Origin of the sequence: Streptomyces sp. NRRL F-5650 (assembly GCF_000721365.1) — a bacterium.
Lineage (GTDB): Bacteria > Actinomycetota > Actinomycetes > Streptomycetales > Streptomycetaceae > Streptomyces > Streptomyces ardesiacus.
This window is the reverse complement of sequence record NZ_JOGV01000006.1, coordinates 25,629-51,676: the sequence shown is the minus strand read 5'-3', so window position 1 is coordinate 51,676 and position 26,048 is coordinate 25,629. Positions and strand designations below refer to the sequence as shown.

The window sequence follows — 26,048 nt, the reverse complement described above, 5'->3', positions numbered from 1 at the left end:
GCGCGGTCCCGGCCCCGTGCGGGCGTCGTGCGGGAGCGCCGAGAGCTGTCCACTCGCGCGGACTGCGGTAGATGCCGGAGCCCGCGTGGATGAGGGGGCGATCCGACCGCCATACGGTCGCGCCAGCTCTGCTTCAGGCAGAGGTGGTTCGATCAGGTGCGGCCTTCATCGTACAGGGGGCGGGAGGGGAGCGGCCTGTGAAAGGGAGCACCCCTCCCGTGCTCACCTGCGATTGCGGCGGGCCCCCTCGGTCTCCCCGGTGCCCAGCCAGCCGGCCAGCTTGCCGCCGTGGCCGACCGCGCGCAGCCGCGCCTCGGCGGCGTCCCGGACGGGGTCGGTGGCGACCACCAGGAGTTCGTCCCCGCGTCGCAGTCCCGTGGTGGGCAGCGGCACGAAGGACGTCCCGTCGCGGACCACCAGCGTGACGGCCGCCCCGGTGGGCAGCCGCAGCTCGTTGACCTCGACGCCGTGCATCTTGGAGCCCTCGGGGATCGTCACCGACAGCAGGTGTCCGCGCAGCCGCTCCAGGGGCGCGGACTCGATGCCGAGGTCGGCCGCCTCGTCGCCCTTGCCGAGCCGCAGCTTGCGGGCCAGCCACGGCAGCGTCGGGCCCTGGACCAGGGTGTAGACGACGACCAGTACGAAGACGATGTTGAAGATGCGGTGGCTGCCCGCGACGCCCTCCACCATGGGGATGGTCGCCAGGATGATGGGCACCGCGCCCCGCAGCCCGGCCCACGACATCAGGGCCTGCTCCTGCCAGGGCACCCGGAAGGGCACCAGGCACAGCACGACGCTCAGCGGGCGCGCGACCATGGTGAGCACCAGGCCGATGACGAGGGCGGGCAGGATGTCGTCGCCCAGTTCGTGCGGGGTGACGAGCAGGCCGAGCAGGACGAACATGCCGATCTGGGCGAGCCAGCCGAGCCCGTCGGCGAACCCCCGGGTGGCGGGCCAGTGCGGCAGCCGCGCGTTGCCCATCACCATGGAGGCGAGGTAGACGGCCAGGAAGCCGCTGCCGTGGGCGATGGCGCCGGCCGCGTAGGCGGCGATGGCGATCGACATGACGGCGATGGGGTAGAGGCCGGAGGCGGGCAGCGCGACGTGCTTGAGCCCCCAGGCCCCGAGCCAGCCGACCGCGAGGCCGATGGCCGCGCCGATGGCCAGTTCCAGGGCGATCTCGCCGAGCAGCACGTACCAGTGCTCGATCGGTCCTGCCGCGGAGAAGGCGACCACGAGGATGACCACGGGGGCGTCGTTGAAGCCGGACTCGGCCTCCAGCGTGCCGGTTATCCGCTTGGGCAGCGGGATCCGGCGCAGCACGGAGAAGACGGCCGCGGCGTCCGTGGAGGAGACCACGGCGCCGATGATGAGAGCCTGCCGCCACTCCAGCCCCGTCAGGTAGTGCGCGCCCGTCGCGGTCACGCCGACGCTCACCGCGACTCCGGCGAGGGCCAGTGCGGAGGCGGCCGGGAGGGCCGGTTTCGCCTCCTTCCACTTCGTGCCGAGGCCGCCCTCGGCCAGGATCACGACGAGCGCCCCGTACCCGATGACCTGGACCAGTTCGGCGTTGTCGAACTTGATGTCGCCGATGCCGTCCTGGCCCATGGCGACGCCGATGGCCAGGTAGACGAGCAGGCTGGGGAGCCCGCTGCGCGAGGAGATCCGGACCGCCGCCACGGCGATGAGCAGGACGAGCGAGCAGACGAGCAGGAGCTGGTTGAGGTGGTGGACAGTCAGCGGCCGTTCCCTTCCCTGGCACACAGCACGGATCACAGCGGGGGCGGACGCGCCCGCGTTGCGCGCCGGGCGTACCTCCATGGCACACGAATCCGCTGTGCTGCACGGGCAACTACTTCGTTACCTTACCTAACTCTTGACGCTTTCTTGACGCCGAACCTGGCAAGATCGAACGCCCGTGCGTCCCTGTACCCGACTCCGCGTCAAGGCGGAGCCGGGCCTGCGCCTAGAGTTGCTCCAGCGCTCGGCGCTCAGCGCCCAGCCTCCGTACGAAGCACAGCCCGCCCCTGCCGCTCGTGTTAGGACAGCAAGGACAGCGATGCCCCCCACCACCACCGCCTCCCCGGGTCAGCAGTCCGGCACGTCCGGCAGGAACGGCAGGAAGAAGGGGCGCAAGGGCCGGCTGCTCGTCCTCGTGCTGGTCCTGGCCCTCATCGGCGGCCTCGCCTACGGGGCGTACTGGTCGGTCAGCACCGTCCGCGCGTCCTTCCCGCAGACCAAGGGCTCGATCAAGCTGGACGGCCTGTCCGGCCCGGTCGACGTCCAGCGCGACGGGTACGGCATCCCGCAGATCTACGCCTCCACCGAGGAGGACCTGTTCATGGCGCAGGGCTACGTCCAGGCGCAGGACCGGTTCTACGAGATGGACGTCCGCCGGCACATGACCGCGGGGCGCCTGTCGGAGATGTTCGGCAAGAGCCAGATCGACAACGACGCCTTCCTGCGCACCCTGGGCTGGCATCGGGTGGCGAAGAAGGAGTACGACGAGAAGCTGTCGGACTCCACCAAGAAGTACCTCCAGTCCTACTCCAAGGGCGTCAACGCCTACTTGAAGGGCAAGGACGGGGCGGACATCTCCCTGGAGTACGCCGCCCTCGGCTTCACCAACGACTACAAGCCCCAGGAGTGGACGCCCGTCGACTCGCTGGCCTGGCTCAAGGCGATGGCCTGGGACCTGCGCGGCAACATGCAGGACGAGGTCGACCGCGCCCTGATGACCAGCCGCCTGGGCCCCAAGCAGATCGCCGACCTCTACCCGGCGTACCCGTACGACCGCAACAAGGCGATCGTCCAGGAGGGCCAGTACGACGAGCTCACCCAGACCTTCGACGGCGGCGACGGCGGCACGTCCGGCAGCGGTGACGACGGCACGGGCACGGGTACCGGGACCGGTACGGGCACCGGGACGGGCACGGGAACCGGCACCGGCACCGGCACCGGCTCCGGCAACGCCCTCCAGGGCCAACTGGGCGGCCTCCAGGAGGTCCTGGACGGCCTCCCCACCGCCGTCGGCGTGAACGGCAACGGCATCGGCTCCAACTCCTGGGTCGTCTCCGGCAAGCACACCATCACCGGCAAGCCGCTGCTGGCCAACGACCCGCACCTGTCGCCGTCCCTGCCGTCCGTCTGGTACCAGATGGGTCTGCACTGCCGCACCGTTTCCGCCAAGTGCCAGTACGACGTGGCCGGCTACACCTTCGCGGGCATGCCCGGCGTGGTCATCGGCCACAACCAGGAGATCGCCTGGGGCCTGACCAACTCCGGCGCCGACGTCACCGACCTCTACCTGGAGAAGATCACCGGCGAGGGCTACCAGTACGACGGCAAGGTGGTCCCCTTCGAGACGCGCGAGGAGACCATCAAGGTCGCCGGCGGGAACTCCAAGAAGATCGTCGTCCGCGAGACCAACAACGGCCCCCTGCTCTCCGACCGCGACGACGAGCTGGTGAAGACCGGCAAGAAGGCCACCGTCGAGACCGCCGCCCCCGACCGCGGCGACGGCTACGGCGTCGCCCTGCGCTGGACCGCGCTGGAGGCCGGCACCACGATGGACGCCGTCTTCGCGATCGACCGGGCGCAGAACTGGGCGGACTTCCGCGAGGCCGCCACCCTCTTCGACGTCCCCTCGCAGAACCTGGTCTACGCCGACGACGAGCACATCGGCTACACGCTGCCCGGCCGGATCCCGGTGCGCGCCGAGGGCCACGACGGCTCGGTCCCGGCGCCGGGCTGGGACCCGAAGTACCGCTGGACCGGCGAGTACATCGACCAGGACGAGCTGCCCTACGAGTACGACCCGGAGCGCGGCTACATCGTGACCGCCAACCAGGCCGTCGTCGACGAGGACGACTACCCGTACACGCTCACCACGGACTGGGGCTACGGCGCCCGCAGCCAGCGCATCACCTCCCTGATCGAGCAGAAGATCAAGGACGGCGGGAAGATCTCCACCGACGACATGCGCCAGATGCAGCTCGACAACAGCAGCGAGATGGCCAAGCTGCTCGTGCCGCAGCTCCTGAAGATCGACGTCGAGGACAAGGACGTCCGCGAGGCCCAGAAGCTGCTGGAGGGCTGGGACTACACCCAGGACGCCGACTCGGCCGCCGCCGCCTACTTCAACGCCGTCTGGCGCAACATCCTCAAGCTCGCCTTCGGCAACAAGCTGCCCAAGGAACTGCGCGTCGAGGGCCAGTGCCTGTGGGTCGACCCGGTCAACACCACCGGCCCCGCGGACAAGACCAACAAGGTCCGCGAGTGCGGCCAGCGCGACCCCGGCCAGGCGCAGCCGGACGGCGGCGACCGCTGGTTCGAGGTCGTGCGCGGCCTGATGGACAAGCCGAAGAGCGACTGGTGGACGACGCCCGCCAACGGCACCCGCAAGGGCGCCGACCACAACCGCGACGACCTGTTCAAGCGGGCCATGATCGACGCCCGCTGGGAGCTGACCGCCAAGCTCGGCAAGGACCTCGACACCTGGAACTGGGGCCGGCTGCACCGCCTGTTCCTGAAGAACCAGACCCTGGGCACCGAGGGCCCCGGCTTCCTGAAGTACGCGCTCAACCGCGGCCCCTGGAAGCTCAGCGGCGGCGAGGCGGCGGTCAACGCCTCCGGGTGGAACGCGGCCGGCGGCTACGGGGTGATCTGGGTGCCGTCCATGCGGATGGTGGTCAACCTCGGCGACCTCGACAAGTCCCGCTGGATCAACCTCACCGGCGCCTCCGGACACGCCTACAGCGCCCACTACACCGACCAGACCGACAAGTGGGCCAACGGCGAACTGCTCCCGTGGGCCTTCTCGAAGAAGGCGGTCGACGAGAGCACGAGCGACACCCTGGTGCTCAAGCCGTAGCCCCGGCGCCCGTCGTACGGAAAACGGCCTCCACGCGCGCGTGGAGGCCGTTTTCCGTGCACCCGGGGGTCAGCGGAACCTGCGCACCCCGGACGGCGTCACGACCGCGTCCACCGGCCGGTCGTGGGGCTCGGCGGGAACGCGGTCCACGACCTCCCGGTCGTGGAGCAGCACCAGCAGCGCGGGCCGCGCGCCCGCGGCCTCCAGACGTGCGAGCACCCGGTCGTACGACCCGCCGCCGCGCCCGAGGCGCATACCGCGCCGGTCCACCGCCACCCCCGGCAGCAGCACGACGTCCGCACGCGTCACCGCGTCCGGCCCCAGGCGCTCGCCGGCGGGCTCGGACAACTCCATCCGCCCGCCGTGCCGCACGCGCGCGAGGGAGTCCTCCCCGGTGTACTCGCCCCAGTCCAGGTCGTTGTCCGGCAGCAGTGCGGGCAGCAGCACCCGCACACCCCGCGCGCGCAGCGCGTCCAGGAGCGCGAGGGTGCCCGGCTCGGCGCCCACGGAGACGTACGCGGCCACGGCGTGCGCCCCCGCGACCTCCGGCAGCCCGAGCGCGCGCCGGGCCAACGCGTCGGCGGCTTCCCGCAGGTCATCCTGGGTCAACCTGTTCCTCGCCACGAGGACATCCCGCCGCAATGTCCGCTTGTCAGGTTCGTCCGCGGGTTCGATCCGGGGCATGGGAGACTCCTGTACCGCACTCATGCGCTCATATGAGCGTCTAGGTCCTCGCGTCACAGATTCTCCCTATAGGCACCGGATAGGGTGGCGCGCATGACTCAGTCCCACCCCAGGATCAGCAAGGCTGTCATCCCAGCAGCCGGCCTCGGTACCCGGTTCCTGCCGGCCACCAAGGCCACTCCCAAGGAGATGCTGCCGGTCGTCGACAAGCCGGCGATCCAGTACGTGGTCGAAGAGGCCGTGGCCGCGGGCCTCGGCGACGTCCTCATGGTCACGGGCCGCAACAAGCGCCCCCTGGAAGACCACTTCGACCGCAACTACGAACTGGAGTCCGCCCTCCAGAAGAAGGGCGACGCGGACCGCCTCGCCAAGGTCCAGGAGTCCAGCGACCTGGCGATGATCCACTACGTCCGCCAGGGCGACCCCAAGGGCCTCGGCCACGCCGTGCTGTGCGCCGCCCCGCACGTCGGCCACGAGCCCTTCGCGGTGCTGCTCGGCGACGACCTGATCGACCCGCGCGACCCGCTGCTCCAGCGCATGATCGACGTCCAGGAGCAGTACGGCGGCAGCGTGATCGCCCTCATGGAGGTCGCGCCGGAGCAGATCCACCTCTACGGCTGCGCCGCCGTGGAGGCCACCGAGGACAGCGACGTCGTCAAGGTCGCCGGACTGGTCGAGAAGCCGGACGCGGCCGACGCCCCGTCCAACTACGCCATCATCGGCCGCTACGTCCTCGACCCGAACATCTTCGGCATACTCCGCACCACGGAGCCCGGCCGCGGCGGCGAGATCCAGCTCACCGACGCCCTCCAGCAGTTGGCGGCGGACGAGAAGACCGGCGGCCCGGTGCACGGCGTCGTCTTCAAGGGCCGCCGCTATGACACCGGCGACCGCGGCGACTACCTGCGTGCCATTGTCCGACTCGCATGCGAACGTGAAGACCTGGGCCCGGACTTCCGGACCTGGCTCCGCAGTTACGTAGCCGAGGAGATGCAGGGACGTTGAGCAGCAGCGCGCACCGTGACACCGGTCACGACCTCGCCACCGCGGGCGCCGGCCCGGACCGGCTGTGGTCGGTCCAGGAGCACCTGGACGACGTCCTCGCCACCGTCCGGCCCCTGGACCCCATCGAGCTGAACCTGCTCGACGCCCAGGGCTGCGTCCTGGTCGACGACGTCACGGTGCCGCTGTCCCTGCCGCCGTTCGACAACAGCTCCATGGACGGGTACGCGGTGCGGGTCACCGACGTCGCGGGCGCCAGCGGGGAGTTCCCCGCCGTCCTGGAGGTCGTCGGGGACGTCGCCGCCGGACAGGCCGACCCCGTCGCCGTCGGCCCCGGCCAGGCCGCCCGCATCATGACCGGCGCCCCGCTGCCGCCGGGCGCCGAGGCGGTCGTCCCCGTGGAGTGGACCGACGGCGGGCTCGGCGAGGGCCCGGTGGCCGGCATGCGCGCCCGCAGTCTGGCGCCCGAGGGCGACCGGGGACACGTCCACGTGTACCGGCCGGTGGAGGAACGCGCGCACGTGCGCGCCCGGGGCAGCGACGTCCGCTCCGGCGACCGCGCCCTGACGGCCGGCACCGTGCTCGGCCCGCCGCAGATCGGCCTGCTCGCCGCCATCGGCCGGGGCACCGTACGGGTGCGCCCGCGCCCGCGCGTGGTGGTGCTCTCCACCGGCAGCGAACTCGTCCAGCCCGACGAGCCCCTGGCGGCCGGTCAGATCTACGACTCCAACAGCTTCGCCCTCACCGCCGCCGCCCGCGACGCCGGGGCCATCGCCTACCGGGTGGGCGCCGTCACCGACGACGCCGACACCCTGCGCTCCACCATCGAGGACCAACTGGTGCGCGCCGACCTGATGGTCACCACCGGCGGCGTGAGCGTCGGGGCGTACGACGTCGTCAAGGAGGCGCTGGCGCACGTCGGCGACGAGGACGAGCCGGGCGGCGGCGTGGACTTCCGCAAGCTCGCCATGCAGCCCGGCAAGCCCCAGGGCTTCGGCTCGGTCGGCCCCGACCACACCCCGCTGCTCGCGCTGCCCGGCAACCCGGTGTCGTCGTACGTCTCCTTCGAGCTGTTCGTGCGCCCCGCGATCCGCACCCTCATGGGCCTGCCCGACGTGCACCGTCCGACGGTGACCGCGTCGCTGGCCGCGAGCAGGGCGCTGACCTCGCCGAAGGGGCGCCGGCAGTTCCTGCGGGGCAGCCACGCCGACGGATCGGTCACCCCGGTCGGCGGCTCCGGCTCCCACCTCGTGGCCGCCCTCGCGCAGGCGAACGCCCTGATCGTCGTCCCCGAGGACACCGAGTCCGTCGAGCCCGGCACCGAGGTCGAGGTGGTCCTGCTCGGCTGACCGGCCCCCGATGGCGGTACCGTGTCGCGCACGACAGGCCCGCGCGCCGCACCGCGCCGGGCCAGGACCGGGAGCGCCGCACGAGCATGAGTACGCAGGACCGACCGTCCGGGAGCGGACGGGAGCCGCAGGACCGGCTGACGCACATCGACGAGGCGGGCGCCGCCCGGATGGTCGACGTGTCCGGCAAGGACGTGACCGCCCGCACCGCCCGCGCCAGCGGACGCGTCCTCGTCGCGCCCCGCGTGGTCGAGCTGCTGCGCGGCGAGGGCGTACCGAAGGGCGACGCCCTGGCCACCGCCCGGATCGCGGGCATCATGGGCGCCAAGCGCACCCCCGACCTGATCCCCCTGTGCCACCCGCTGGCGCTCTCCGGTGTGAAACTGGACCTGTCGGTCGCGGACGACGCCGTGGAGATCACCGCCACGGTGCGGACGACGGATCGCACGGGCGTCGAGATGGAGGCGCTCACCGCGGTCTCCGTCGCCGCGCTCACCGTGGTCGACATGGTCAAGGCGGTCGACAAGGGAGCGGTCATCACGGACGTGCGGGTGGAGCAGAAGACGGGCGGCAAGTCCGGCGACTGGAACCGGTCATGACGCAGGAAGACGCCCTGCCCGGGCCGTACGCGGCCCTGGTCGTCACGGCGTCCAACCGGGCCGCCGCCGGTGTCTACGAGGACAAGGGCGGACCACTGGTCGCCGAGGGGCTGCGCCGCCTCGGCTTCGCCGTCGACGGCCCGCGGGTCGTCCCCGACGGCGACCCGGTCGAAGCCGCCCTCCGCGCGGGCGCCGGCGCGGGCTACGACGTGATCGTCACGACCGGCGGCACCGGCGTCTCGCCCACCGACCGCACCCCCGAGGCGACCCGCGCGGTGATCGACTACGAGGTCCCGGGCATCGCGGAGGCGATCCGGGCGTACGGCCGGGACAAGGTGCCCACCGCGGTGCTCTCCAGGGGCCTGGCCGGCGTCGCCGGGAGCACGCTGATCGTGAACCTGCCGGGCTCCTCCGGCGGGGTGAAGGACGGCCTCGCCGTGCTGGAGCCGCTGCTGCGGCACGCGGTGGACCAGCTCCGCGGCGGCGACCACCCGAGACCCGCCAGCGGTGGGGGTGCGAGCTGAACGGCCCGTCCTGGCCCGTCGAGCTGACGGACGGCGACATCGTCCTGAGGCCGATAAGGCTGCGCGACCAGCGGACCTGGCGCGAGGTCAACCGGCGCAACCGGGACTGGCTGCGCCCGTGGGAGGCCACCATCCCGCCGCCCGGGCCCGGCGGTCCGATCGCGCACCGGCCGACGTACCGCCAGATGGTGCGGCACCTGCGCTCCGAGGCCCACGCGGGCCGGATGCTGCCCTTCGTCATCGAGTACCGGGGCCGCCTGGCAGGCCAGTTGACGGTGGCCGGGATCACCTGGGGCTCGATGTGCTCCGGGCACGTCGGTTACTGGGTGGACGAGGCGGTGGCCGGGCGCGGGGTGATGCCGACGGCCGTCGCGATGGCCGTGGACCACTGTTTCCGCACCGTCGGACTGCACCGGGTCGAGGTCTGCATTCGTCCCGAGAACGCCCCCAGCCGCCGGGTCGTGGAGAAACTCGGATTCCGGGAGGAGGGCCTCCGGCCGCGTTATCTGCACATCGACGGGGCCTGGCGGGACCACCTCGTCTTCGCGCTCACCGCCGAAGAGGTTCCCGAGGGGCTGCTGCGGCGTTGGCACCGGTCACGGCGGGGCGGTGCGCCGAACGCGGGGAACAGCGGGAGCACCGGCGGTACCGGAAGCACCGGGAATCCGAGTAATTGAATAAACGTTCGAATTTGACCGCGCCTCGACCCTCCCGACCGTCCCGAAACGGATAATTTCCCGTTCCTGACAGTCGGTTGATCGGATCGGTCACAAGAAAAGTTCGAAATATCAGCCAGATCGTGCGACACACCGGCTCAATTGGCGGATGGCCTCACGCAAACCCCTCTACCGTGTGAGGCGTGAGCAGCAGCGGCCTCATCTACGCAGTCATCGTCGGGGCCTGGGCCGCCTACTTGGTGCCGATGTGGCTCCGTAGGCAGGACGAGCTGAACGAGGCCCGTCCGACGGAACGCTTCAGTACCGCCATCCGGCTGCTGTCCGGACGGGCGGGCATGGAGCGCCGGTACGCCAAGGACCTGCGGTCGCGCACCGCCGACGAGGCGGAGCCCGACGCCGACGCCCCGGACGCCGTCACCGACTCGGTGGACGTCCGGGCCTTCGCCGTGTCCAGGACCCGGCGCCACACCCGCCCGGTGCCTTCGCGGCCGACGGCGGAGCGGCCGGAGGCGGCGCGCCCCGAGCCGGGCGGTTCCGGGCACGGTCCGAGAGCCGGGCAGAACGCGGACCCCGCCCACCCGGCCGGGTCCGGCGCGGCACCGGCGCGGGGGCGGGTGCCGCAGGCCCGGCGTGCGCCCCTCTCCCCGGGAGCGGCCGCGGCACGGGCGCGGCGTACCAAGGTCCTCGCCCGCCGCCGGCGTACGACGGTGGTGCTCTTCCTGGCCTTCACGCTCGGCTCGGTCGTCGCCGCGGTCGGCGGACTCGCGTTCCTGTGGGCGCCGGGCGTGCCCGCGCTGCTGCTCAGCGCCTACATCGCCCACCTGCGCGCCCAGGAGCGCCGCCGCTTCGCCTTCCACATGGACCGCCGCCAGGCCGAGGCCGCCGCGCAGCGCCTGCGCGACCGCGACCCGCGCCCGCGCAGGCGCGGGCCCGCCGACCCGGACGGACCGGTCGGAGACCTCGACGCGGAGGAGCCGGACGACGGCCCCGACGTGGAGCCCGGCGCCGGGATGTCGGCGCTCGCCGCGGACCGGCGGGCGCTGGTCGAGCAGACCGACCACGCCGAGTGGGTCGACCAGCAGCGGGAACGCCGGGGGCGTCCGCAGGGCGAGAGCTGGGACCCGGTCCCGGTGCCCCTGCCCACGTACGTGACCGCGCCGGTAGCCCCCCGCGCCACCCCCGACGTGGACCTCGCGGCGCCGGACGCGTGGAGCTCGGCACGCTCCAGCGCCGTCGTGCCCGACGGGGAGGACGCCGTCCAGGCCCCCGCCCCGGAGCGGGACCGCCCGGCGGACCGTGCCGAGGAGGGTCCGGCCGACCGTGCCGACGAGCGCCCGCAGGCCCCGGGCCGCAGCGACGCCCGCCGCGCGGCGTCCGCCCGCCGGGCCAGGGAACGGGGCCGCACACCGCTCTTCGACCAGTACGAGGACGGCGACCGTCCCCGCGCGGCCAACGAGTAGCCGCGACCGGGGCTGCCTCGGCCGCGGCCCCGGGAAGCGATTTTTGAGCAGGCCCGTCGGGGTGCTAAAGTTTCACTCGTTGCAAGGGCCTGTGGCGCAGTCCGGTAGCGCACCTCGTTCGCATCGAGGGGGCCAGGGGTTCAAATCCCCTCAGGTCCACGCACATTGACGAAGGTCCCGTCCGATCCTCACGATCGGACGGGACCTTCGTCGTGTGCTAGCCCTGCGGGACGCGGAGGGCCTTCGCGTAGCAGAGGCTCTCCTCGTGGAAGCGGTAGTAGCCGAACTTCACGCACGGCTCGTAGCCGCTGGACGTGTACAGGGCCACGGCCTCCGGCTGCTTGGTGCCCGTCTCCAGGACCATCCGGGTCCGCCCCGCCGCCCGGGCGTCCTCCTCCAGGGCGGCCAGGATCCGCCGGGCCAGCCCGCGTCCGCGCACCTGCTCGGTCACGAACATCCGCTTCAGCTCGGCGTCCCCGTCGAGATTGCCCTCGTCGTTGGCGTCCTGGCTGCGCCAGCCGCCGGAGGCGACCGGGGCGCCGTTCTCGTCGTAGGCGATCAGGTACAGGCCGTTCGGCGGTGCGAAGTCGGACGGGGCCAGGGACGTCGCGTCGCCGCCGTCGCCGTAGCGGAGGTCGTACTCGGCCTGGACCTCGTCGTTGAGCTTCACGGCGTCGGGGTGGTCGAAGGGGACCCGGCGTATGTTCATGCTTCCTACCGTAAATCGATGCGTATCCGGAGAGGGACGATGTCCAGTGTGCCGGTATCGTGCCCTGGTGCTCACCGTGACCTCCGTGAACGTGAACGGTCTGCGCGCCGCCGCGAAGAAGGGCTTCGTGCCGTGGCTCGCCGACACCTCCGCCGATGTGCTGTGCCTCCAGGAGGTGCGGGCCGAGCCCGGGCAGTTGCCGGAACACGTCCGCACCCCCGACGGCTGGCACGTGACGCACGCCCCCGCCGCCGCCAAGGGCCGTGCCGGGGTCTCCCTGTACACGCGCCGTGAGCCCGACGCCGTCCGCGTCGGTTTCGGCTCGGCGGAGTTCGACACCGGCGGGCGCTACGTCGAGGCCGACCTGCCCGGTGTGACGGTCGCCTCCCTGTACCTGCCCTCCGGCGAGGTGGGCACCGAGCGCCAGGACGAGAAGGTCCGGTTCATGGGCGAGTTCCTCGCCTACCTCAAGGAGCTGCGCGAGCGCGCCGCCGCCGAGGGGCGCGAGGTCGTCGTCTGCGGCGACTGGAACATCGCCCACCGCGAGGCCGACCTGAAGAACTGGCGCGCCAACAAGAAGAACTCCGGGTTCCTCCCGGAAGAGCGGGAGTGGCTGGGGCGGGTCCTGGACCCGGCCGACGGCGGCTACGTGGACGTCGTGCGCTCCCTGCACCCGGACGTCGAGGGGCCGTACTCGTGGTGGTCCTACCGGGGGCGGGCCTTCGACAACGACGCGGGGTGGCGCATCGACTACCACGTCTCCACCCCCGGCCTGGCCGCCAGGGCGCTCAAGGGGTACGTCGAGCGGGCCGCCACGCACGCCGAGCGGTGGTCCGACCACGCCCCGGTGACGGTGGTCTACGACCGCTGAGCGACCGGCACTTCGCCCGGCCGATCCCTTCCGAGCAGTTCCGTGGTTCGCGCGTCGCGTGTGGACACCGCTCGCCCACGGTCAGGCGCCGGCCGGTGCCGCGGATGCCAGTCGTGCGGCTGGTGGCAGCGGTGCGTGGTGGGGGCAGGCTTCGAACGCCTGGATCGCCAGCCCCGCGAAGCGCCGGGAGGCCATGACCCGGGTGGCGGTGGACGCGGCGTGGATCCCCTTGTTGGCCATGAGTACGAGAATGAGGTCGTCCAGGACGAAGTCGGCCCTCAGCCGCCCTGCGTCCTTGGCTCGCTGGGCCAGTCCGGCGACTGCTTTCACCGTGTACTCACGTCCCGCGACGTCCGGTGCCCCCGGGAGGGTCGACAGGAAGGCCTCGGTGAAGCCCCGATCGCGTGCGTGCAGCTCACAGATCTTCTCGATCACCAGGCAGAGGCCGCGCCACGGATCGGGATCTGCGCACCCCTCGTCGACGACGGTGCGACATGCGCGTAGCTGGTCCGCGAAGGCTTCGGCGACCAGCGTCTGCTTGGTCGGGAAGTGCCGGTACAAGGTGGCGGGTCCCACCCCGGCGCGCCGCGCGATCTCCCGCATCGGCACATCCAGGCCCTCGGCCGAGAACAGTGCTCGGGCCGCGTCCTGGATGCGGTCGCGGTTGTCCATCGCGTCGGAACGCAGCTTGTGAGGCAAACGGTCGGTCACCGCTCTCACTTTACCTAAACGGACGGGGGCGTCCGTTACCGTCCGAGACGTAGAAGCTCTCCGCTCGAGCGGTCCGAGAACCTGGAGACCACATTGAAGGCGATCTCGATCCAGAGGTACGGGGGTCCCGACGGGCTGGCGGTCGTCGACCTGCCGGTACCCGCACCTGCTGCCGGGCAGGTGCTGATCGCCGTGGAGGCGGCGGGCGTCGGTGGGGTCGACACGGTGATCCGGAGCGGGGCTCTGGCCGCCTACGGCTTCAAGGAGGGATTCGTCCCGGGTGGCGAGGTGGCGGGCACCGTGACCGCGGTCGGCGACGGCGTCGACGCGGCGTGGACCGGCCGGCGGGTGTGGGGCTTCACCGGCACCGGCGGAGGCTACGTCGAACAGGCCGTCGTGCCGGCCGAGCAGACCCTTCCCCTGCCCGACAGCCTGTCCGCCGTCGCCGCGGTGACGCTCGGCAGTGCCGGTGCGGTGGCCCATTTCGGCCTTCGCCACGCCCACTTCGCTCCCGGGGAGACGGTCCTGGTGCGTGGCGCGGCCGGCAGCATCGGGATCATGGCGGTGCAGCTCGCGGCTCGCGGTGGGGCTGCCGCGGTGGCGGTCACGACCTCGTCGGCCGAGCGCGGCGAACGGCTGCGCCGTCTCGGCGCGACCCACGTGCTGGAGCGCTCCGGCCACGGAGGGGGAGAGGCTCCTGCGGGTTATGACGTCATCATCGATGTCGTGGCCGGTGAGGACATGCCGTCGTTCTTCGACCGGCTCAACCCGAACGGCCGCATGGTGGCCGTGGGCGCGGTCGCGGGCCGGCCGCCCGCGGACTTCGGCACGAAGATCATGGCGGCGTTCCAGAAGTCGATGTCCTTCGCCGCCTTCAGCGCGGCCACCGTCACCCGGGCAGACTTGCGCGCCGTGCGCGGCGAGCAGTTCGCCGCAGCCGGTCGCGGCGAGATCGAAACCGTGGTGCACGAGGTGCTGCCACTGGACCAAGCCGTGCTGGCGCACCGGAAGATGGCCGCGGGCGAGGTCTTCGGGAGGATCGTGCTGACGCCGTAGCCAAGGTGCCCACGCCTCGTCTAGTGCGTCCGCCGGTCCGTCTGCCTGCGTATCCGCCGGTCCAGTGCCAGGGACAGTTCCGCCTCCACCACGCTGCGGGCCAGCGGGCGCAGGCGGTGGAGTTCCGGTTCGGGGGCGTGGCGCAGGATCAGGTCGGCGAAGAGTTCGGCGAGGGCGTCGGCGTGTTCGCGGACGCGGGCCCCGGCCTGGAGGACCTCGCCGAGCGGGATGCCCTCGCGGACCAGGGCGGAGGAGACCTCCAGCAGGCGATGGCTGATGTGGACCAGCTCGTCGCCGTCGGTGCCGAGGTAGCCCAGTTCCATCGCGGCGGCCAGGTTCTCCGGGGTGACCTCGCCCTCGAAGCGGGCGGCGAGTTCCTCGGGGGTGAGGCGGACCGGGGTCTCCTCGGTGGGTTCGCCGAGGCCGAGCAGGTCGCCGACGTCGCGGCCGTGGTCGAAGGCGTCGGCCAGCTCCGCGATGCCGTTCAGGGTGTGGCCGCGGTCGAGCAGCGCCGCGATCGTGCGCAGGCGGGCCAGGTGGTGGTCGTCGTACCAGGCGATGCGGCCCTCGCGGCGGGGCGGCGGGATCAGCTTGCGTTCGCGGTAGAAGCGCAGGGTGCGCACCGTGATGCCGGCCAGCCGGGCCAGTTCCTCCATGCGGTATTCGCGCTTCTCGGTCACGTGACGACCTTAGGGCGTACCCGCGGTAACTTTCCCGCGCGTACCCCCTACCCATGAGTACGGAGCTGTTCTACGCTCCCATTGCGCCAGTGTTCACTGGCACGGTTCGAGACGGATTCCAGACGGTCCAGGCAAGCGTGGAGGCTCCGGGATGGCCGAGCACGAGCAGGTTCACGAACACGTAAGGGTGGCGGTGGTCGGGTCCGGCTTCGGCGGGCTGGGGGCCGCCGTACGGCTGCGGCGCGAGGGGATCACCGACTTCGTCGTACTGGAGCGGTCCGGCAGCGTCGGCGGCACCTGGCGGGACAACAGCTACCCCGGCTGCGCCTGCGACGTGCCGTCCCACCTGTACTCCTTCTCCTTCGCACCCAACCCCGACTGGCCGCGCACCTTCTCCGGGCAGGAGCACATCCGCGCCTACCTGGAGCACGTCACCGACACCTTCGGGCTGCGCCCCCACCTCCGCTTCGACTCGGAGGTGAAGCGGATGACGTGGGACACCGAGCAGCTCCGGTGGGAGATCGAGACCGTGCGCGGGACGCTGACCGCCGACGTCGTCGTGTCCGCGACCGGGCCGCTGTCCGACCCCAAGGTCCCCGACATCCCGGGGCTCGACTCCTTCCCGGGCAAGGTCTTCCACTCGGCCCGCTGGGACCACGACTACGACCTCACCGGCAAGCGCGTCGCCATGATCGGCACCGGCGCCTCCGCCATCCAGATCGTGCCGTCCATCCAGCCGAAGGTCGGCCGGCTCACCCTCTTCCAGCGCACCCCGGCCTGGGTGATGCCCCGCATGGACCGGGCCATCAGCGGCGCCGAGCGCGCCCTGCACCGGGCCGTGCCCGCCACCACCAAGCTCCGCCGCGGGCTGCTGTGGGGCATCCGGGAACTCCAGGTGCAGGCCTTCACCAAGCACCCCGACGAGCTGGGCTTCGTCGAGCGGATCGCCAAGCGCAACATGGGCGCCGCCATCAAGGACCCCGCCCTGCGCGCCAAGCTCACCCCCGACTACCGCATCGGCTGCAAGCGGATCCTGCTGTCCAGCACCTACTACCCGGCGCTCGCCCGCCCCAACGTCGACGTGGTCGCGAGCGGACTCGGCGAGGTGCGCGGGTCCACCCTGGTCGCCGCCGACGGCACCGAGGCCGAGGCGGACGCGATCATCTTCGGCACCGGCTTCCACGTCACCGACATGCCCATCGCCGAACGTGTCGTGGGCGCGGACGGGCGCACCCTCGCCGAGGCATGGAAGGGCGGCATGGAGGCGCTGCGGGGCGGCACGGCGGCCGGGTTCCCGAACTTCATGACCGTCATCGGCCCCAACACCGGCCTCGGCAACTCGTCCATGATCCTCATGATCGAGTCCCAGTTGAACTACATGGCGGATTACCTGCGCCAGTTGAACGTCCTCGGCGGCCGCACCGCCCTCGACCCGCGCCCCGCCGCCGTGCGCAACTGGAACCACCGGGTGCAGGAGCGCATGAAGCGCACGGTGTGGAACACCGGCGGCTGCACGAGCTGGTACCTGGACGCCGCCGGCCGCAACACCACCGTCTGGCCCGGCACGACCGCCGAGTTCCGGCGCGAGACCCGGCGCGTGGACCTCGCCGAGTACCAGGTGCTGCGCCCCGCCCCGGCGAAGAGCACGGCCACGGCGACAGCCACAGTGCCGACGGCCGGCGCGGACGCCGGGGTGAGCGCGTGAGCCGCCTGCCGCACGTCGCCGACGGGCCGTACGCGCCGCCCGTGCCCGCCCACGAGCTGACCGTCACCGCCGCCGACGGCGCCCGCCTCCACGTCGAGGTGCACGGCCCCGAGAACGCCCCGGCGGTCGTCCTCGCGCACGGCTGGTGCTGCTCCACCGCCTTCTGGGCCGCGCAGATCCGCGAACTGGCCGCCGGACACCGGGTCATCGCCTACGACCAGCGCGGCCACGGCCGCAGCCCCGCCAACCCGGCGTACGGCACCGAGCCGCTCGCCGACGACCTCGAAGCCGTCCTGGAGGCCACCCTCGCGCCGGGCGAGCGCGCGGTGATCGCCGGGCACTCCATGGGCGGGATGACGCTGATGGCGGCGGCGACGCGGCCCGCGGTGCGCGCGCACGCGGCGGCCGTCCTGCTGTGCAGCACGGGCAGCGCGCGGCTGGTGGCGTCCGCCACCGTGGTGCCGATGCGGGCGGGCCGGGCGCGCACTTGGCTGACCCGGCGGATCCTCGGCTCCCGGGCGCCGCTCGGACCGGTCACGCCGCCGGCCCGCCGGATCCTCAAGTACGGGACGATGGGCCCCGGTTCGAGCCCCCACATGGTCGAGGCCTGCGCCCGGATCGTGCACGCCTGCCCTAGCCGGGTGCGGCACGGCTGGTCCCAGGTGCTCGACCTGCTCGACCTCGACCACGGTGTACGGGAGTTGCGCATGCCGGTCGAGATCGTCGTCGGCACGGCGGACCGGCTGACGCCGCCCGTGCACGCCCGCGCCCTGGCCGCCGCGCTGCCGAACTGCGTGGGCCTGACCGAACTGCCGGGGCTCGGCCACATGACGCCGGTGGAGGCACCGGACCTGGTCACCGGGAAGATACGGGCCCTCGCCGCCACCTACATACCGAGCGCACGCCAGGAGCGTGCCGTACACGCCGAGGAGAGCGCATGAGCAGGGTGAGCCTGGAGGGGCGGGTCGCCGTCGTCACCGGAGCGGCGCGGGGCGTGGGGGAGTTGATGGCCCGCAAGCTGTCAGCGCGCGGGGTGAAGGTGGCGCTGGTCGGCCTGGAGCCCGACGAACTCAAGCAGGTCTCCGCGCGGTTGCACAGCGACAGCGACCACTGGCACGCCGACGTCACCGACCACGAGGCGATGGCCCGCGTCGCGGCGGAGGTCAAGGAGCGGTTCGGGAAGGTCGACATCGTCGTCGCCAACGCGGGCGTGGCCACCGGCGGTCCCTTCGTCGACTCCGACCCGGAGTCCTGGCGGCGGGTCATAGAGGTCAACCTGATCGGCTCGGCCGTCACCGCCCGCGCCTTCCTGCCCGCGCTGCTGGAGACCCGCGGCTACCTGCTCCAGATCGCCTCGCTGGCCGCCCTCACCCCCGCCCCGATGATGAGCGCCTACTGCGCCTCCAAGTCCGGCGTCGAGGCGTACGCGCACAGCCTGCGCGGCGAGGTCGGGCACCGGGGCGTGAAGGTCGGCGTCGGCTATCTGTCGTGGACCGACACCGACATGGTGCGCGGCGCCGACCGGGACGACGTGATGCGGGAGTTGCGGCAGCGGCTGCCCTGGCCGACGAACAAGACCTATCCGCTGGGCCCGGCGGTCGACCGGCTCGTGGAGGGCGTCGAGCGCCGGGCCGCGCACGTGTACGGGCAGTGGTGGCTGCGCGGCATGCAGGGTGTGCGCGGCTACCTGCCGGCCCTCATCGGCACCGTGGGGCAGCGGGAGATGCGGCGCTTCGGGGACCGGCTCGACGGCCTGCGGGTCGGACTCGTCGGCGCCGGCGGAGCGGCCGACGAACAGCGCCGGACCGGGGCGGCTACGGTCCGTGAGTGATCGACATGCGCAGGGTCACGGCCCGTGTGAATCTGATCGAGCGCCCGACCGATCCGGTCGGGCCCGATCACCACAGGAGTGAACCCACATGGGTATGAAGGACCAGTTCCAGGACAAGGCCGAGCGCATGCAGCAGCAGGGCAAGCAGCGGGCCGAGCAGGCGCGGGACCAGTTCCAGAACCGCGACCGCCGTCGCGGCGAGGACGAGGCGGACCCCGCCGCGCGCCGCCGCGAGTCGCAGCACCAGGACCCGTCCTCGCGCCGCCGCGACGAGGACGAGCAGCTCCAGGACAGCTTCGACGCCTGACGCGCCGCCGCTGACGTGAGAGGGCGCCCCCCCGGCCGGTCCGGGCGGGCGCCCTTTCCCGTGCCGCCGGGGGATGTGCGTGCGGGTGCCGCTACGCGCGCGGCGGCAGCGGCGGGCGCGAGCGGTCCGGTACGGCGTCGTAACCGGGAGGGTTCGCGGGCGGGTTAGTCTCCAGCAGCTCCAACGCGAGGCGGACCGCCTCGTCGAGGACCGGGTAGCGGCCCTCCGCCCAGTCCAGCGGGGTGCGCAGGGCCTCGACGTCGGGGGCGACGCCGTAGTTCTCCACGGACCAGCCGTAGGCGTCGAACCAGGCCGCGTTCATCGGCACCGTGATCACCGTGTCGTCGCCGAGCCGGTGCCGGCCGGTCATGCCGACCACCCCGCCCCAGGTGCGCTGCCCGACCACCGGGCCGAGCCGGAGCAGCTTGAACGCCGCCGTGATCATGTCGCCGTCGGAGGAGGTCGCCTCGTCGGCCACCGCGACGACCGGTCCGCGCGGGGCGTTGGAGGTGTACGACACCGGCTGGGCGTCCCGGGTGAGGTCCCAGCCCAGGATGGTCCGGGTCAGCTTCTCGATGACCAGCTCGCTGATGTGCCCGCCCGCGTTGCCGCGCACGTCCACGATGAGCGCGGGCCGGGACACCTCCATGCGCAGGTCGCGGTTGAACTGCGCCCAGCCGGAGCCGCCCATGTCCGGGATGTGCAGGTAGCCGCAGCGCCCGCCGCTCAACTCCCTTACCACCTCGCGCCGTTTGGCCACCCAGTCCTGGTAGCGCAGGGGGCGTTCGTCGACGAGCGGGACGACGGCGACCCGGCGGGACGGCCCCCGGCAGCCCTCGGCGGGCGCGAAGGTCAGCTCCACCGTCGTACCGCCCGCGCCCGCCAGCAGCGGGGACGGGCCGAGGACCGGGTCGACCGGGCGGCCGTCGACGTGGGTGAGGACGGCCCCGTCGCGGATGCCCGTGCCGGCCAGCGGGGAGCGGGCCTTCGAGTCGGACGAGTCGCCCGGCAGGATGCGCCTGGCCACCCACCGCCCCTCCCGGCACACGAAGTTGGCGCCGAGCAGGCCCTGCCGGCGCTGGTAGTGCGCCGGGCCCTCGTTGCGCCGGGCGGCGACGACGTAGGCGTGCGAGGTGCCCAGCTCGCCGAGCACCTCGCGCAGCAGGTCGGCGAACTCGTCGGGGGAGGCCACCCGTTCGAGCAGCGGGCGGTACTGCTCCAGGACCGCGTCCCAGTCGATGCCGCACATGCCCGGGTCCCAGAAGTAGGCGCGGATCAGGCGGCCCGCCTCGTCGTACGCCTGGCGCCACTCGGCGGCCGGGTCGACCTCGTGCAGGATGCGGCGCAGGTCGATCCAGGTGGTCGAGTCCCCGTCGCCGGCCTCGGTCGCGGGTACGGCGCGCAGGTCGCCCTCGTCGAGCACCACCAGGCGGCTGCCGTCGCCGCTGACCCGGAACCAGTCCAGGTGGTCGACCAGTTCGGACTTCCTCGCCTTGGCCAGGTTGAAGTGCTCCAGCGTCGGCCGTTCGCTCGGGTCGGCGGGGTTGGCGAAGGTCTCGCCGAGCGCGCCCGAGATCGGCCAGCGCAGCCAGACCAGGCCGCCGCCCGCGACCGGCTCCAGCGCCGAATACTTGGAGGCGGGGACCGGGAAGGGCGTCACCCGGTTCTCCAGCCCCTCGACCTCGACGGTGACCGCGCCGCCCTCGCCGCTCTCGTCCTCCAGGGGGTCCAGGCCGCCGGCCGCGGGGCGGCCCTCGGGGTTGAGGGCGAAGGGGGAGGGGGTGGCCGAGGACAGCGGCACCAGGTAGGGGCGGCAGCCCAGCGGGAAGGACAGGTCGCCGGTGTGCACGTCGTACACGGGGTCGAAGCCGCGCCAGGACAGGAAGGCGAGGTAGCGGCCGTCCCTGGTGAACACCGGGTTCTCGTCCTCGAAGCGGCCGTTGGTGACGTCGACGACGAGGGTGCCCTCGGGGCCGTCGATCCGGGCCATCTTGATCTGCCGCAGGGTGCGTCCGATGCCCGGGTGCGACCAGGTGAGCCAGGCCCCGTCGGGGGAGAAGGCGAGGTCGCGCACGGGGCCGTTGACGGAGCGGATCAGCTCGGTGACGGCGCCGTCACCGGCGCCTGTGCCGTCGGCGGGCGGGGCGCCCGCGCGGGGTGCGGAGGCCGCGGGGGCGTCCCGCGTCGTCCCGTCGGCGGTTGTGCCGCTTCCCGCTGCGCCGCTTCCCGTTGCGCCGCTTTCCGTTGCGCCGCTTTCCGTTGCGCCGCCTTCCGCTGTGTCGCTGTCCGTCGCGCGGTTCCCCGTCGTGCCGCTGTCCGCGGGGGCCCTGTCGGCGGGGCTGCTTCCGGGGGCGGCGTCGGCTGCCCGGGCGTCTCCCGGAGCGCCGGTCCCCGGGGTGCCGGCCGACGCGGGGGCGTCTGCGCCCGGGAAGTCCCTCTCCGTGCCGCCGTCCGCCTCCGGCGCGTCCCCCGCCTCCGTCTCCGGTGCCTCCGTCTCCGGCGCGTACCCGGTTTCCACCGCCTCCAGCGCCAGCGCGACCTCCGTGTCCGGTTCCGAGGCGTCGAGGATCAGCAGCCGTCCGTCGTGCGAGGCGACGGCGAGGCGGTCGCCCGCCGGGTCCGAGACCAGCTCCAGGACCCGGCCGAGGTGTCCCGAGGCAAGCCGCCGGGCCGCTCGGCCGCCGGTCGCCCGGGGCAGGTAGGAGATCTCGACCGCGTCCTCGCCCTCCGCGTCCGTCACGTACGCGATCCGCCCGCTCTCCCCGAGCATCTCCGGCAGCCGCACCCGTACCCCCGGGGTGTCCGCGATGGTGCGGGCCGGGCCGTCGCGGTGGGTGAGCCAGTACAGGCTGCCCCGCACGACGACGGCGCTAGCCCGGCCCGTCTCGTCCACCGAGACGCCGCCCACGTGCTGCGCGGCCGGCACCTGGTACGTGCGCCGTCCCGCCCGCGGACCGCTCAGCCGCACGTCGAGCCGGCGCGGCACCGAGCCCGGCGCGAGGTCGTCCACGAGCCACAGGTCGCCCGCGCACTGGTACACCACCCGCGTACCGTCGCTGGAGGCGTTGCGGGCGTAGAACGCGTCGTGGTCGGTGTGGCGGCGCAGGTCGGTGCCGTCGTGGGCGCAGGAGTAGAGGTTGCCGACGCCCTCGTGGTCGGAGAGGAAGGCGATCCGGCCGCCCACGAACATGGGGGCGGCGAGGTGTCCGCCGAGGTCGGGCAGGAGCCGTTCGCCGTGCAGCCAGAGCCGGCCCGTGGCGCCGCCCCGGTAGCGCTTCCAGGCGGCCGGCTCGTGCGGCGGGGTGCCCGTCAGGAGCAGGGTCCTGCGTTCGCCGTCGAGGTCGGCGGCCTGGATGTCGGTGACCGGGCCCCAGGGCAGCTTGCGGCCGGGATCGCCGTCGGGGGTGACCTTGTAGGCCCAGGTCAGGTGTGAGAAGGGCTCGCCGTGCGAGGCGACGGCGAGGACCGCGGTGGTGCCGTCGGGGTCCGGGGGCGACCAGCCGCAGACCCGGGTGTCGAAGCCGCCCCAGTGGGTGAGCTGCCGTCCGGGCCCGCCGTCCACCGGCACGAGGTGGACCTCCGGCACCAGGCTGCGCCAACTGGTACAGGCGATGTGCCGGCCGTCGGGGGAGAAGCGGGGGTGGCCGATCTTGGTGCGGTCGACGGTGAGCCGCCAGGCCCGGCCCGGGCCGTCGAGGGGCGCGAGCCAGAGGTCGTCCTCGGCCACGAAGCACAGACGGTCGCCACTGAGGTGCGGTAGGCGCAGATAACTCACCCGCCCCATGCTTGGACGGGCACCGGGTACCGGCAACTTATGCGGTACCGACAACCGTGACCCAGAACACGAACGAAACAGTTTCGTTTCGTTAGGGGGCTGGGGTACATTCGTCCTGTGCGAAACGGCGCCGTCTTGACGGACGCCGGACGGAACGGGAACGGAGAGGAGTGAGCGAGATGACCGAGGTCGCCACCGCGCGCCGCAGTCGGATCACTCCCGAGCGCGAGGCCGAGCTGTACGAGGCCGTGCTCGACCTGCTCCGCGAGGTCGGCTACGACGCCCTCACCATGGACGCCGTGGCCACCCGCACCCGTTCCAGCAAGGCGACGCTCTACCGCCAGTGGGGCGGCAAGCCGGAGCTGGTCGTCAAGGCCATGCGGCACAGCAAGCCGGGCAAGGTCGGCGACGTCGACACCGGCTCGCTCCGCGGCGACCTGCACGCCCTCCTGGCGCGCGAGGACGACTGCACCATGGAACAGAACTCCGCGCTGATGCGGGGCGTCGCCATGGCGCTGCACCAGAACCCGGACCTGCGCCAGGCGTTCCGGGACCAGCTCATCGAACCGGAGATGGCGGAGTTCCAGCGCGTGCTGCAGCGTGCCGTCGACCGCGGTGAGATCAGACCGGACTGTCCGGCCCTGGACTTCCTCGTCCACATGATGGTCGGCGGTTTCGCCACCCGCACCCTGCTGGACGACCAGCCGCCCACCCGGGCGTTCCTCGTCTCCTACATCGACGCCGTGATCCTCCCCGCCCTCGGCGTCTCCACCCCCTGACACGTCCCTGCACCCCAGTGACACCTGAGCCCCACCTGACGTAACCGCTCACGTCGTCGGGCCGATCATCCCTGCCCCGAAGATCCCACGACCTGACCGGGAGTACGCCCCCGTGGCCACGTTCCTCTACAAACTCGGCCGGCTCGCCTTCCGCCGACGGCATTTCGTCGCCCTCATCTGGGTGGCCCTGCTGACGCTCGCCGGCGTCGGCGCCGCCAGCGCACCGCCCGCCGGCAACTCCTCCTTCTCCATTCCGGGCACGGAGGCCCAGAAGGCCTTCGACCTGCTGGAACAGCGCTTCCCCGGGGCGAGCGCCGACGGGGCGACCGCACGCGTCGTCTTCAAGGCACCCTCCGGCGAGAAGATGACGGACGCCGGCAACAAGGCGACCGTGCAGAAGACCGTCGACGAGCTCGCCGACGGCTCCGAGGTCGCCTCGGTCGCCGACCCCTACACCGGCAACGCCGTCAGCAAGGACGGCGCCATCGCCTACGCGTCGGTGAAGTACGACGTCTCCGGCATGGAGCTGGAGGAGTCAACCAAGGACGCCCTGGAGGACGCCGCCCAGCAGGCACGCGACGCCGGGCTGACCGTCGAGATCGGCGGCGACGCGCTCCAGGCGGTCCCGGAGACCGGCGCCACCGAGGTCATCGGCATCGCGGTCGCCGCCGTCGTCCTGGTCATCACCTTCGGCTCGCTGGTCGCGGCCGGGCTGCCCCTGCTCACCGCCCTGATCGGCGTGGGCATCGGCGTCTCCACGATCACCGCGCTGGCCAGCGCGCTCGAACTGGGTTCGACCACCTCGATCCTGGCCATGATGATCGGTCTCGCGGTCGGCATCGACTACGCCCTGTTCATCGTCTCCCGCTACCGCGCCGAACTCGCCGAGGGCCGGGAGCGCGAGGAGGCCGCCGGACGGGCGGTCGGCACGGCGGGCTCGGCGGTCGTCTTCGCCGGCCTCACGGTCGTCATCGCCCTGGTGGGTCTCGCGGTCGTCAACATCCCGATGCTCACCAAGATGGGCGTCGCGGCGGCCGGCACCGTCGCCATCGCGGTCCTGATCGCCCTGACGATGATCCCGGCGCTGCTCGGCTACGCCGGCCGCAGGGTCAAGCCGGCCGGTGCGAAGGGCAGGCGGTTCGGCCGCTCGCGCAAGAGCGAGCCGAAGACGGAGGCGCCGGGGGCCCAGCCCAAGGCCAACCTCGGCACCCGCTGGGCGAGCTTCGTCGTCCGCCGTCCCCTGGCCGTCCTCCTCCTGGGCGTCATCGGCCTCGGTGCCGCCGCCGTCCCCGCGGCCTCGCTGGAGCTGGGCCTGCCCGACGACGGCTCCCAGCCGACGTCCACCACCCAGCGCCGCGCCTACGACCTGCTCTCCGAGGGCTTCGGCCCCGGTTTCAACGGCCCGTTGATGGTCGTGGTCGACGCCAAGGGCAGCGACGCCCCCAAGGACGCCTTCAGCGACGTCGCGGGCAAGATCGAGGGCCTCGACGGCGTCGTGGCGGTGACCCCGCCCGCGCCCAACAAGGACGGCGACACCGCGACGATCACCGTGGTCCCGGACTCCAAGCCGTCCTCCGTGCAGACCGAGGACCTGGTGCACGCCATCCGTGACGCGGGCGGCGACATCGAGGCGAAGACCGGTGCCGAGACCCTGGTCACCGGCTCGACGGCGATGAACATCGACGTCAGCGAGAAGCTCAACGACGCGCTGGTGCCCTACCTGGTCCTGGTCGTCGGCCTGGCCTTCCTGCTCCTCATCGTGGTCTTCCGCTCGATCCTGGTCCCGCTGAAGGCGGCCCTCGGCTTCCTGCTCTCCGTCATGGCGGCGCTCGGCGCGGTCGTCGCGGTCTTCCAGTGGGGCTGGCTGTCCGGCCTGATGGGCGTCGAGGAGACCGGTCCGGTCATGTCGATGATGCCGATCTTCATGGTCGGCGTGGTCTTCGGCCTGGCCATGGACTACGAGGTCTTCCTGGTCACCCGCATGCGGGAGGCATTCGTCCACGGCGAGAAGCCCCACCAGGCGGTCGTCACCGGCTTCAAGCACGGCGCCCGGGTCGTCACCGCCGCGGCCGTGATCATGATGGCGGTCTTCGCCGGCTTCATCGGCTCCAGCGAGTCCATGGTCAAGATGATCGGCTTCGGCCTCGCGATCGCCGTCTTCTTCGACGCGTTCGTCGTCCGCATGGCCATCGTCCCGGCGGTCCTCGCGCTGCTCGGCAAGCGGGCCTGGTGGCTGCCGAAGTGGCTGGACCGCGCACTGCCCAACGTGGACGTCGAGGGCGAGGGCCTGCGCACGGCCGGCGAGCGGGGTGCCGACCCCGACGAGGACCGGGAGCTGGTACGCGCCTGACCCGCCGCCTCTGAACGGAGGACGGCACAGACCAGCCGGTGAGGGCCCGTGGGGACGGGGCTGCCCTCACCGGCTTCCTCCGTTCCGGGCCCCGCAACCCGGTCGC

General features: G+C 72.5%; 21 protein-coding genes and 1 tRNA gene. 16 read left to right on the top strand and 6 right to left on the bottom strand.

What is annotated here, in order from left to right; genetic code table 11:
• Positions 1-222: 222 nt before the first annotated feature.
• A complete protein-coding gene (locus tag IG88_RS0108270) occupies positions 223-1,821 on the bottom strand; it encodes a potassium/proton antiporter (RefSeq protein ID WP_234332075.1) in 1,599 nt (532 codons plus the stop codon).
• 238 nt (positions 1,822-2,059) lie between these two features.
• Here IG88_RS0108270 and IG88_RS0108265 point away from each other — a divergent pair, with 238 nt between their 5' ends.
• Complete coding sequence (locus IG88_RS0108265; protein ID WP_031036792.1) at positions 2,060-4,873, top strand: penicillin acylase family protein; 2,814 nt, start codon at positions 2,060-2,062, stop codon at positions 4,871-4,873.
• Positions 4,874-4,942: 69 nt separating this feature from the next.
• Here the strand turns inward: IG88_RS0108265 and IG88_RS0108260 are convergent, their stop codons facing one another.
• On the bottom strand, positions 4,943-5,557 hold the full coding sequence (locus tag IG88_RS0108260) for a 5-formyltetrahydrofolate cyclo-ligase (protein WP_031036789.1): 615 nt from the start codon (positions 5,555-5,557) through the stop codon (positions 4,943-4,945).
• A gap of 93 nt (positions 5,558-5,650) precedes the next feature.
• Between IG88_RS0108260 and galU the strand changes: the two genes are divergently transcribed.
• From galU to IG88_RS0108225, 7 genes are all read left to right on the top strand, one after another.
• Entirely contained in the window at positions 5,651-6,562 is a 912-nt protein-coding gene (galU, locus tag IG88_RS0108255; RefSeq protein WP_031036786.1) for a UTP--glucose-1-phosphate uridylyltransferase GalU, read from the top strand.
• Complete coding sequence (gene glp / locus IG88_RS0108250; protein WP_031036784.1) at positions 6,559-7,908, top strand: gephyrin-like molybdotransferase Glp; 1,350 nt, start codon at positions 6,559-6,561, stop codon at positions 7,906-7,908. Before galU ends, glp begins: the two co-directional genes overlap by 4 nt.
• Before the next feature lie 86 nt (positions 7,909-7,994).
• Entirely contained in the window at positions 7,995-8,507 is a 513-nt protein-coding gene (moaC, locus tag IG88_RS0108245) for a cyclic pyranopterin monophosphate synthase MoaC (RefSeq protein WP_031036781.1), read from the top strand.
• Positions 8,504-9,031: a MogA/MoaB family molybdenum cofactor biosynthesis protein gene (locus IG88_RS0108240; RefSeq protein WP_031036778.1), complete on the top strand. Its 528-nt coding sequence runs from the start codon at positions 8,504-8,506 to the stop codon at positions 9,029-9,031. Before moaC ends, IG88_RS0108240 begins: the two co-directional genes overlap by 4 nt.
• Positions 9,028-9,708, top strand: coding sequence for a GNAT family N-acetyltransferase (locus IG88_RS0108235; RefSeq protein WP_078861443.1), 681 nt, complete (start codon positions 9,028-9,030; stop codon positions 9,706-9,708). Before IG88_RS0108240 ends, IG88_RS0108235 begins: the two co-directional genes overlap by 4 nt.
• Positions 9,709-9,890: 182 nt before the next feature.
• Positions 9,891-11,168: a gephyrin-like molybdotransferase receptor GlpR gene (gene glpR / locus IG88_RS0108230; RefSeq protein ID WP_031036775.1), complete on the top strand. Its 1,278-nt coding sequence runs from the start codon at positions 9,891-9,893 to the stop codon at positions 11,166-11,168.
• An 85-nt stretch (positions 11,169-11,253) separates the two neighbouring features.
• A tRNA-Ala gene (locus IG88_RS0108225) sits at positions 11,254-11,327 on the top strand.
• A gap of 58 nt (positions 11,328-11,385) precedes the next feature.
• Here the strand turns inward: IG88_RS0108225 and IG88_RS0108220 are convergent.
• Positions 11,386-11,877: a GNAT family N-acetyltransferase gene (locus IG88_RS0108220; RefSeq protein ID WP_031036773.1), complete on the bottom strand. Its 492-nt coding sequence runs from the start codon at positions 11,875-11,877 to the stop codon at positions 11,386-11,388.
• Positions 11,878-11,944: 67 nt separating this feature from the next.
• Between IG88_RS0108220 and IG88_RS0108215 the strand changes: the two genes are divergently transcribed.
• The gene (locus IG88_RS0108215; RefSeq protein ID WP_031036771.1) at positions 11,945-12,748 is read left to right on the top strand and encodes an exodeoxyribonuclease III; all 804 of its coding nucleotides are present in this window, start codon (positions 11,945-11,947) and stop codon (positions 12,746-12,748) included.
• Positions 12,749-12,829: 81 nt separating this feature from the next.
• Here IG88_RS0108215 and IG88_RS0108210 read toward each other — a convergent pair whose 3' ends face one another.
• The gene (locus IG88_RS0108210; RefSeq protein WP_031036767.1) at positions 12,830-13,459 is read right to left on the bottom strand and encodes a TetR/AcrR family transcriptional regulator; all 630 of its coding nucleotides are present in this window, start codon (positions 13,457-13,459) and stop codon (positions 12,830-12,832) included.
• A gap of 93 nt (positions 13,460-13,552) precedes the next feature.
• Between IG88_RS0108210 and IG88_RS0108205 the strand changes: the two genes are divergently transcribed.
• Entirely contained in the window at positions 13,553-14,515 is a 963-nt protein-coding gene (locus tag IG88_RS0108205; protein ID WP_031036765.1) for a zinc-binding dehydrogenase, read from the top strand.
• A gap of 20 nt (positions 14,516-14,535) precedes the next feature.
• Here IG88_RS0108205 and IG88_RS0108200 read toward each other — a convergent pair whose 3' ends face one another.
• The gene (locus IG88_RS0108200; protein WP_031036761.1) at positions 14,536-15,195 is read right to left on the bottom strand and encodes a MerR family transcriptional regulator; all 660 of its coding nucleotides are present in this window, start codon (positions 15,193-15,195) and stop codon (positions 14,536-14,538) included.
• Between the two features lie 151 nt (positions 15,196-15,346).
• Here IG88_RS0108200 and IG88_RS0108195 point away from each other — a divergent pair, with 151 nt between their 5' ends.
• From IG88_RS0108195 to IG88_RS0108180, 4 genes are all read left to right on the top strand, one after another.
• Positions 15,347-16,900, top strand: coding sequence for a flavin-containing monooxygenase (locus tag IG88_RS0108195; RefSeq protein ID WP_031036759.1), 1,554 nt, complete (start codon positions 15,347-15,349; stop codon positions 16,898-16,900).
• Positions 16,897-17,841, top strand: a complete 945-nt coding sequence (locus IG88_RS0108190) for an alpha/beta fold hydrolase (protein WP_031036756.1) — start codon at positions 16,897-16,899, stop codon at positions 17,839-17,841. The genes IG88_RS0108195 and IG88_RS0108190 overlap by 4 nt, the downstream gene beginning before the upstream one ends.
• Entirely contained in the window at positions 17,838-18,731 is an 894-nt protein-coding gene (locus IG88_RS0108185; protein WP_031036753.1) for an SDR family oxidoreductase, read from the top strand. The genes IG88_RS0108190 and IG88_RS0108185 overlap by 4 nt, the downstream gene beginning before the upstream one ends.
• An 88-nt stretch (positions 18,732-18,819) precedes the next feature.
• Positions 18,820-19,038 carry a hypothetical protein gene (locus IG88_RS0108180; protein ID WP_030399223.1) on the top strand — a complete coding sequence of 73 codons (219 nt, stop codon included), beginning with the start codon at positions 18,820-18,822 and terminating at the stop codon, positions 19,036-19,038.
• Positions 19,039-19,129: 91 nt separating this feature from the next.
• Here the strand turns inward: IG88_RS0108180 and IG88_RS0108175 are convergent, their stop codons facing one another.
• Entirely contained in the window at positions 19,130-22,822 is a 3,693-nt protein-coding gene (locus tag IG88_RS0108175) for a S41 family peptidase (protein WP_031036750.1), read from the bottom strand.
• Positions 22,823-22,992: 170 nt separating this feature from the next.
• On the opposite strand from IG88_RS0108175, the gene IG88_RS0108170 reads away from it, so the two are divergent.
• Together IG88_RS0108170 and IG88_RS0108165 are read left to right on the top strand one after the other, a co-directional pair.
• Complete coding sequence (locus tag IG88_RS0108170) at positions 22,993-23,592, top strand: TetR/AcrR family transcriptional regulator (RefSeq protein WP_031036747.1); 600 nt, start codon at positions 22,993-22,995, stop codon at positions 23,590-23,592.
• A gap of 112 nt (positions 23,593-23,704) precedes the next feature.
• Complete coding sequence (locus IG88_RS0108165; protein WP_031036744.1) at positions 23,705-25,942, top strand: MMPL family transporter; 2,238 nt, start codon at positions 23,705-23,707, stop codon at positions 25,940-25,942.
• The last annotated feature ends 106 nt before the right edge of the window (positions 25,943-26,048 follow it).

Excerpts from the sequence above, each read along its gene's own strand:
- galU (WP_031036786.1), top strand. The coding sequence starts at position 5,651 with ATGACTCAGTCCCACCCCAGGATCAGCAAGGCTGTCATCCCAGCAGCC.
- IG88_RS0108175 (WP_031036750.1), bottom strand. The coding sequence starts at position 22,822 with ATGGGGCGGGTGAGTTATCTGCGCCTACCGCACCTCAGTGGCGACCGT.
- IG88_RS0108270 (WP_234332075.1), bottom strand. The coding sequence starts at position 1,821 with ATGGAGGTACGCCCGGCGCGCAACGCGGGCGCGTCCGCCCCCGCTGTG.
- IG88_RS0108220 (WP_031036773.1), bottom strand. The coding sequence starts at position 11,877 with ATGAACATACGCCGGGTCCCCTTCGACCACCCCGACGCCGTGAAGCTC.
- IG88_RS0108180 (WP_030399223.1), top strand. The coding sequence starts at position 18,820 with ATGGGTATGAAGGACCAGTTCCAGGACAAGGCCGAGCGCATGCAGCAG.
- IG88_RS0108260 (WP_031036789.1), bottom strand. The coding sequence starts at position 5,557 with ATGCCCCGGATCGAACCCGCGGACGAACCTGACAAGCGGACATTGCGG.
- IG88_RS0108240 (WP_031036778.1), top strand. The coding sequence starts at position 8,504 with ATGACGCAGGAAGACGCCCTGCCCGGGCCGTACGCGGCCCTGGTCGTC.
- IG88_RS0108170 (WP_031036747.1), top strand. The coding sequence starts at position 22,993 with ATGACCGAGGTCGCCACCGCGCGCCGCAGTCGGATCACTCCCGAGCGC.
- IG88_RS0108195 (WP_031036759.1), top strand. The coding sequence starts at position 15,347 with ATGGCCGAGCACGAGCAGGTTCACGAACACGTAAGGGTGGCGGTGGTC.
- moaC (WP_031036781.1), top strand. The coding sequence starts at position 7,995 with ATGAGTACGCAGGACCGACCGTCCGGGAGCGGACGGGAGCCGCAGGAC.
- IG88_RS0108185 (WP_031036753.1), top strand. The coding sequence starts at position 17,838 with ATGAGCAGGGTGAGCCTGGAGGGGCGGGTCGCCGTCGTCACCGGAGCG.
- IG88_RS0108265 (WP_031036792.1), top strand. The coding sequence starts at position 2,060 with ATGCCCCCCACCACCACCGCCTCCCCGGGTCAGCAGTCCGGCACGTCC.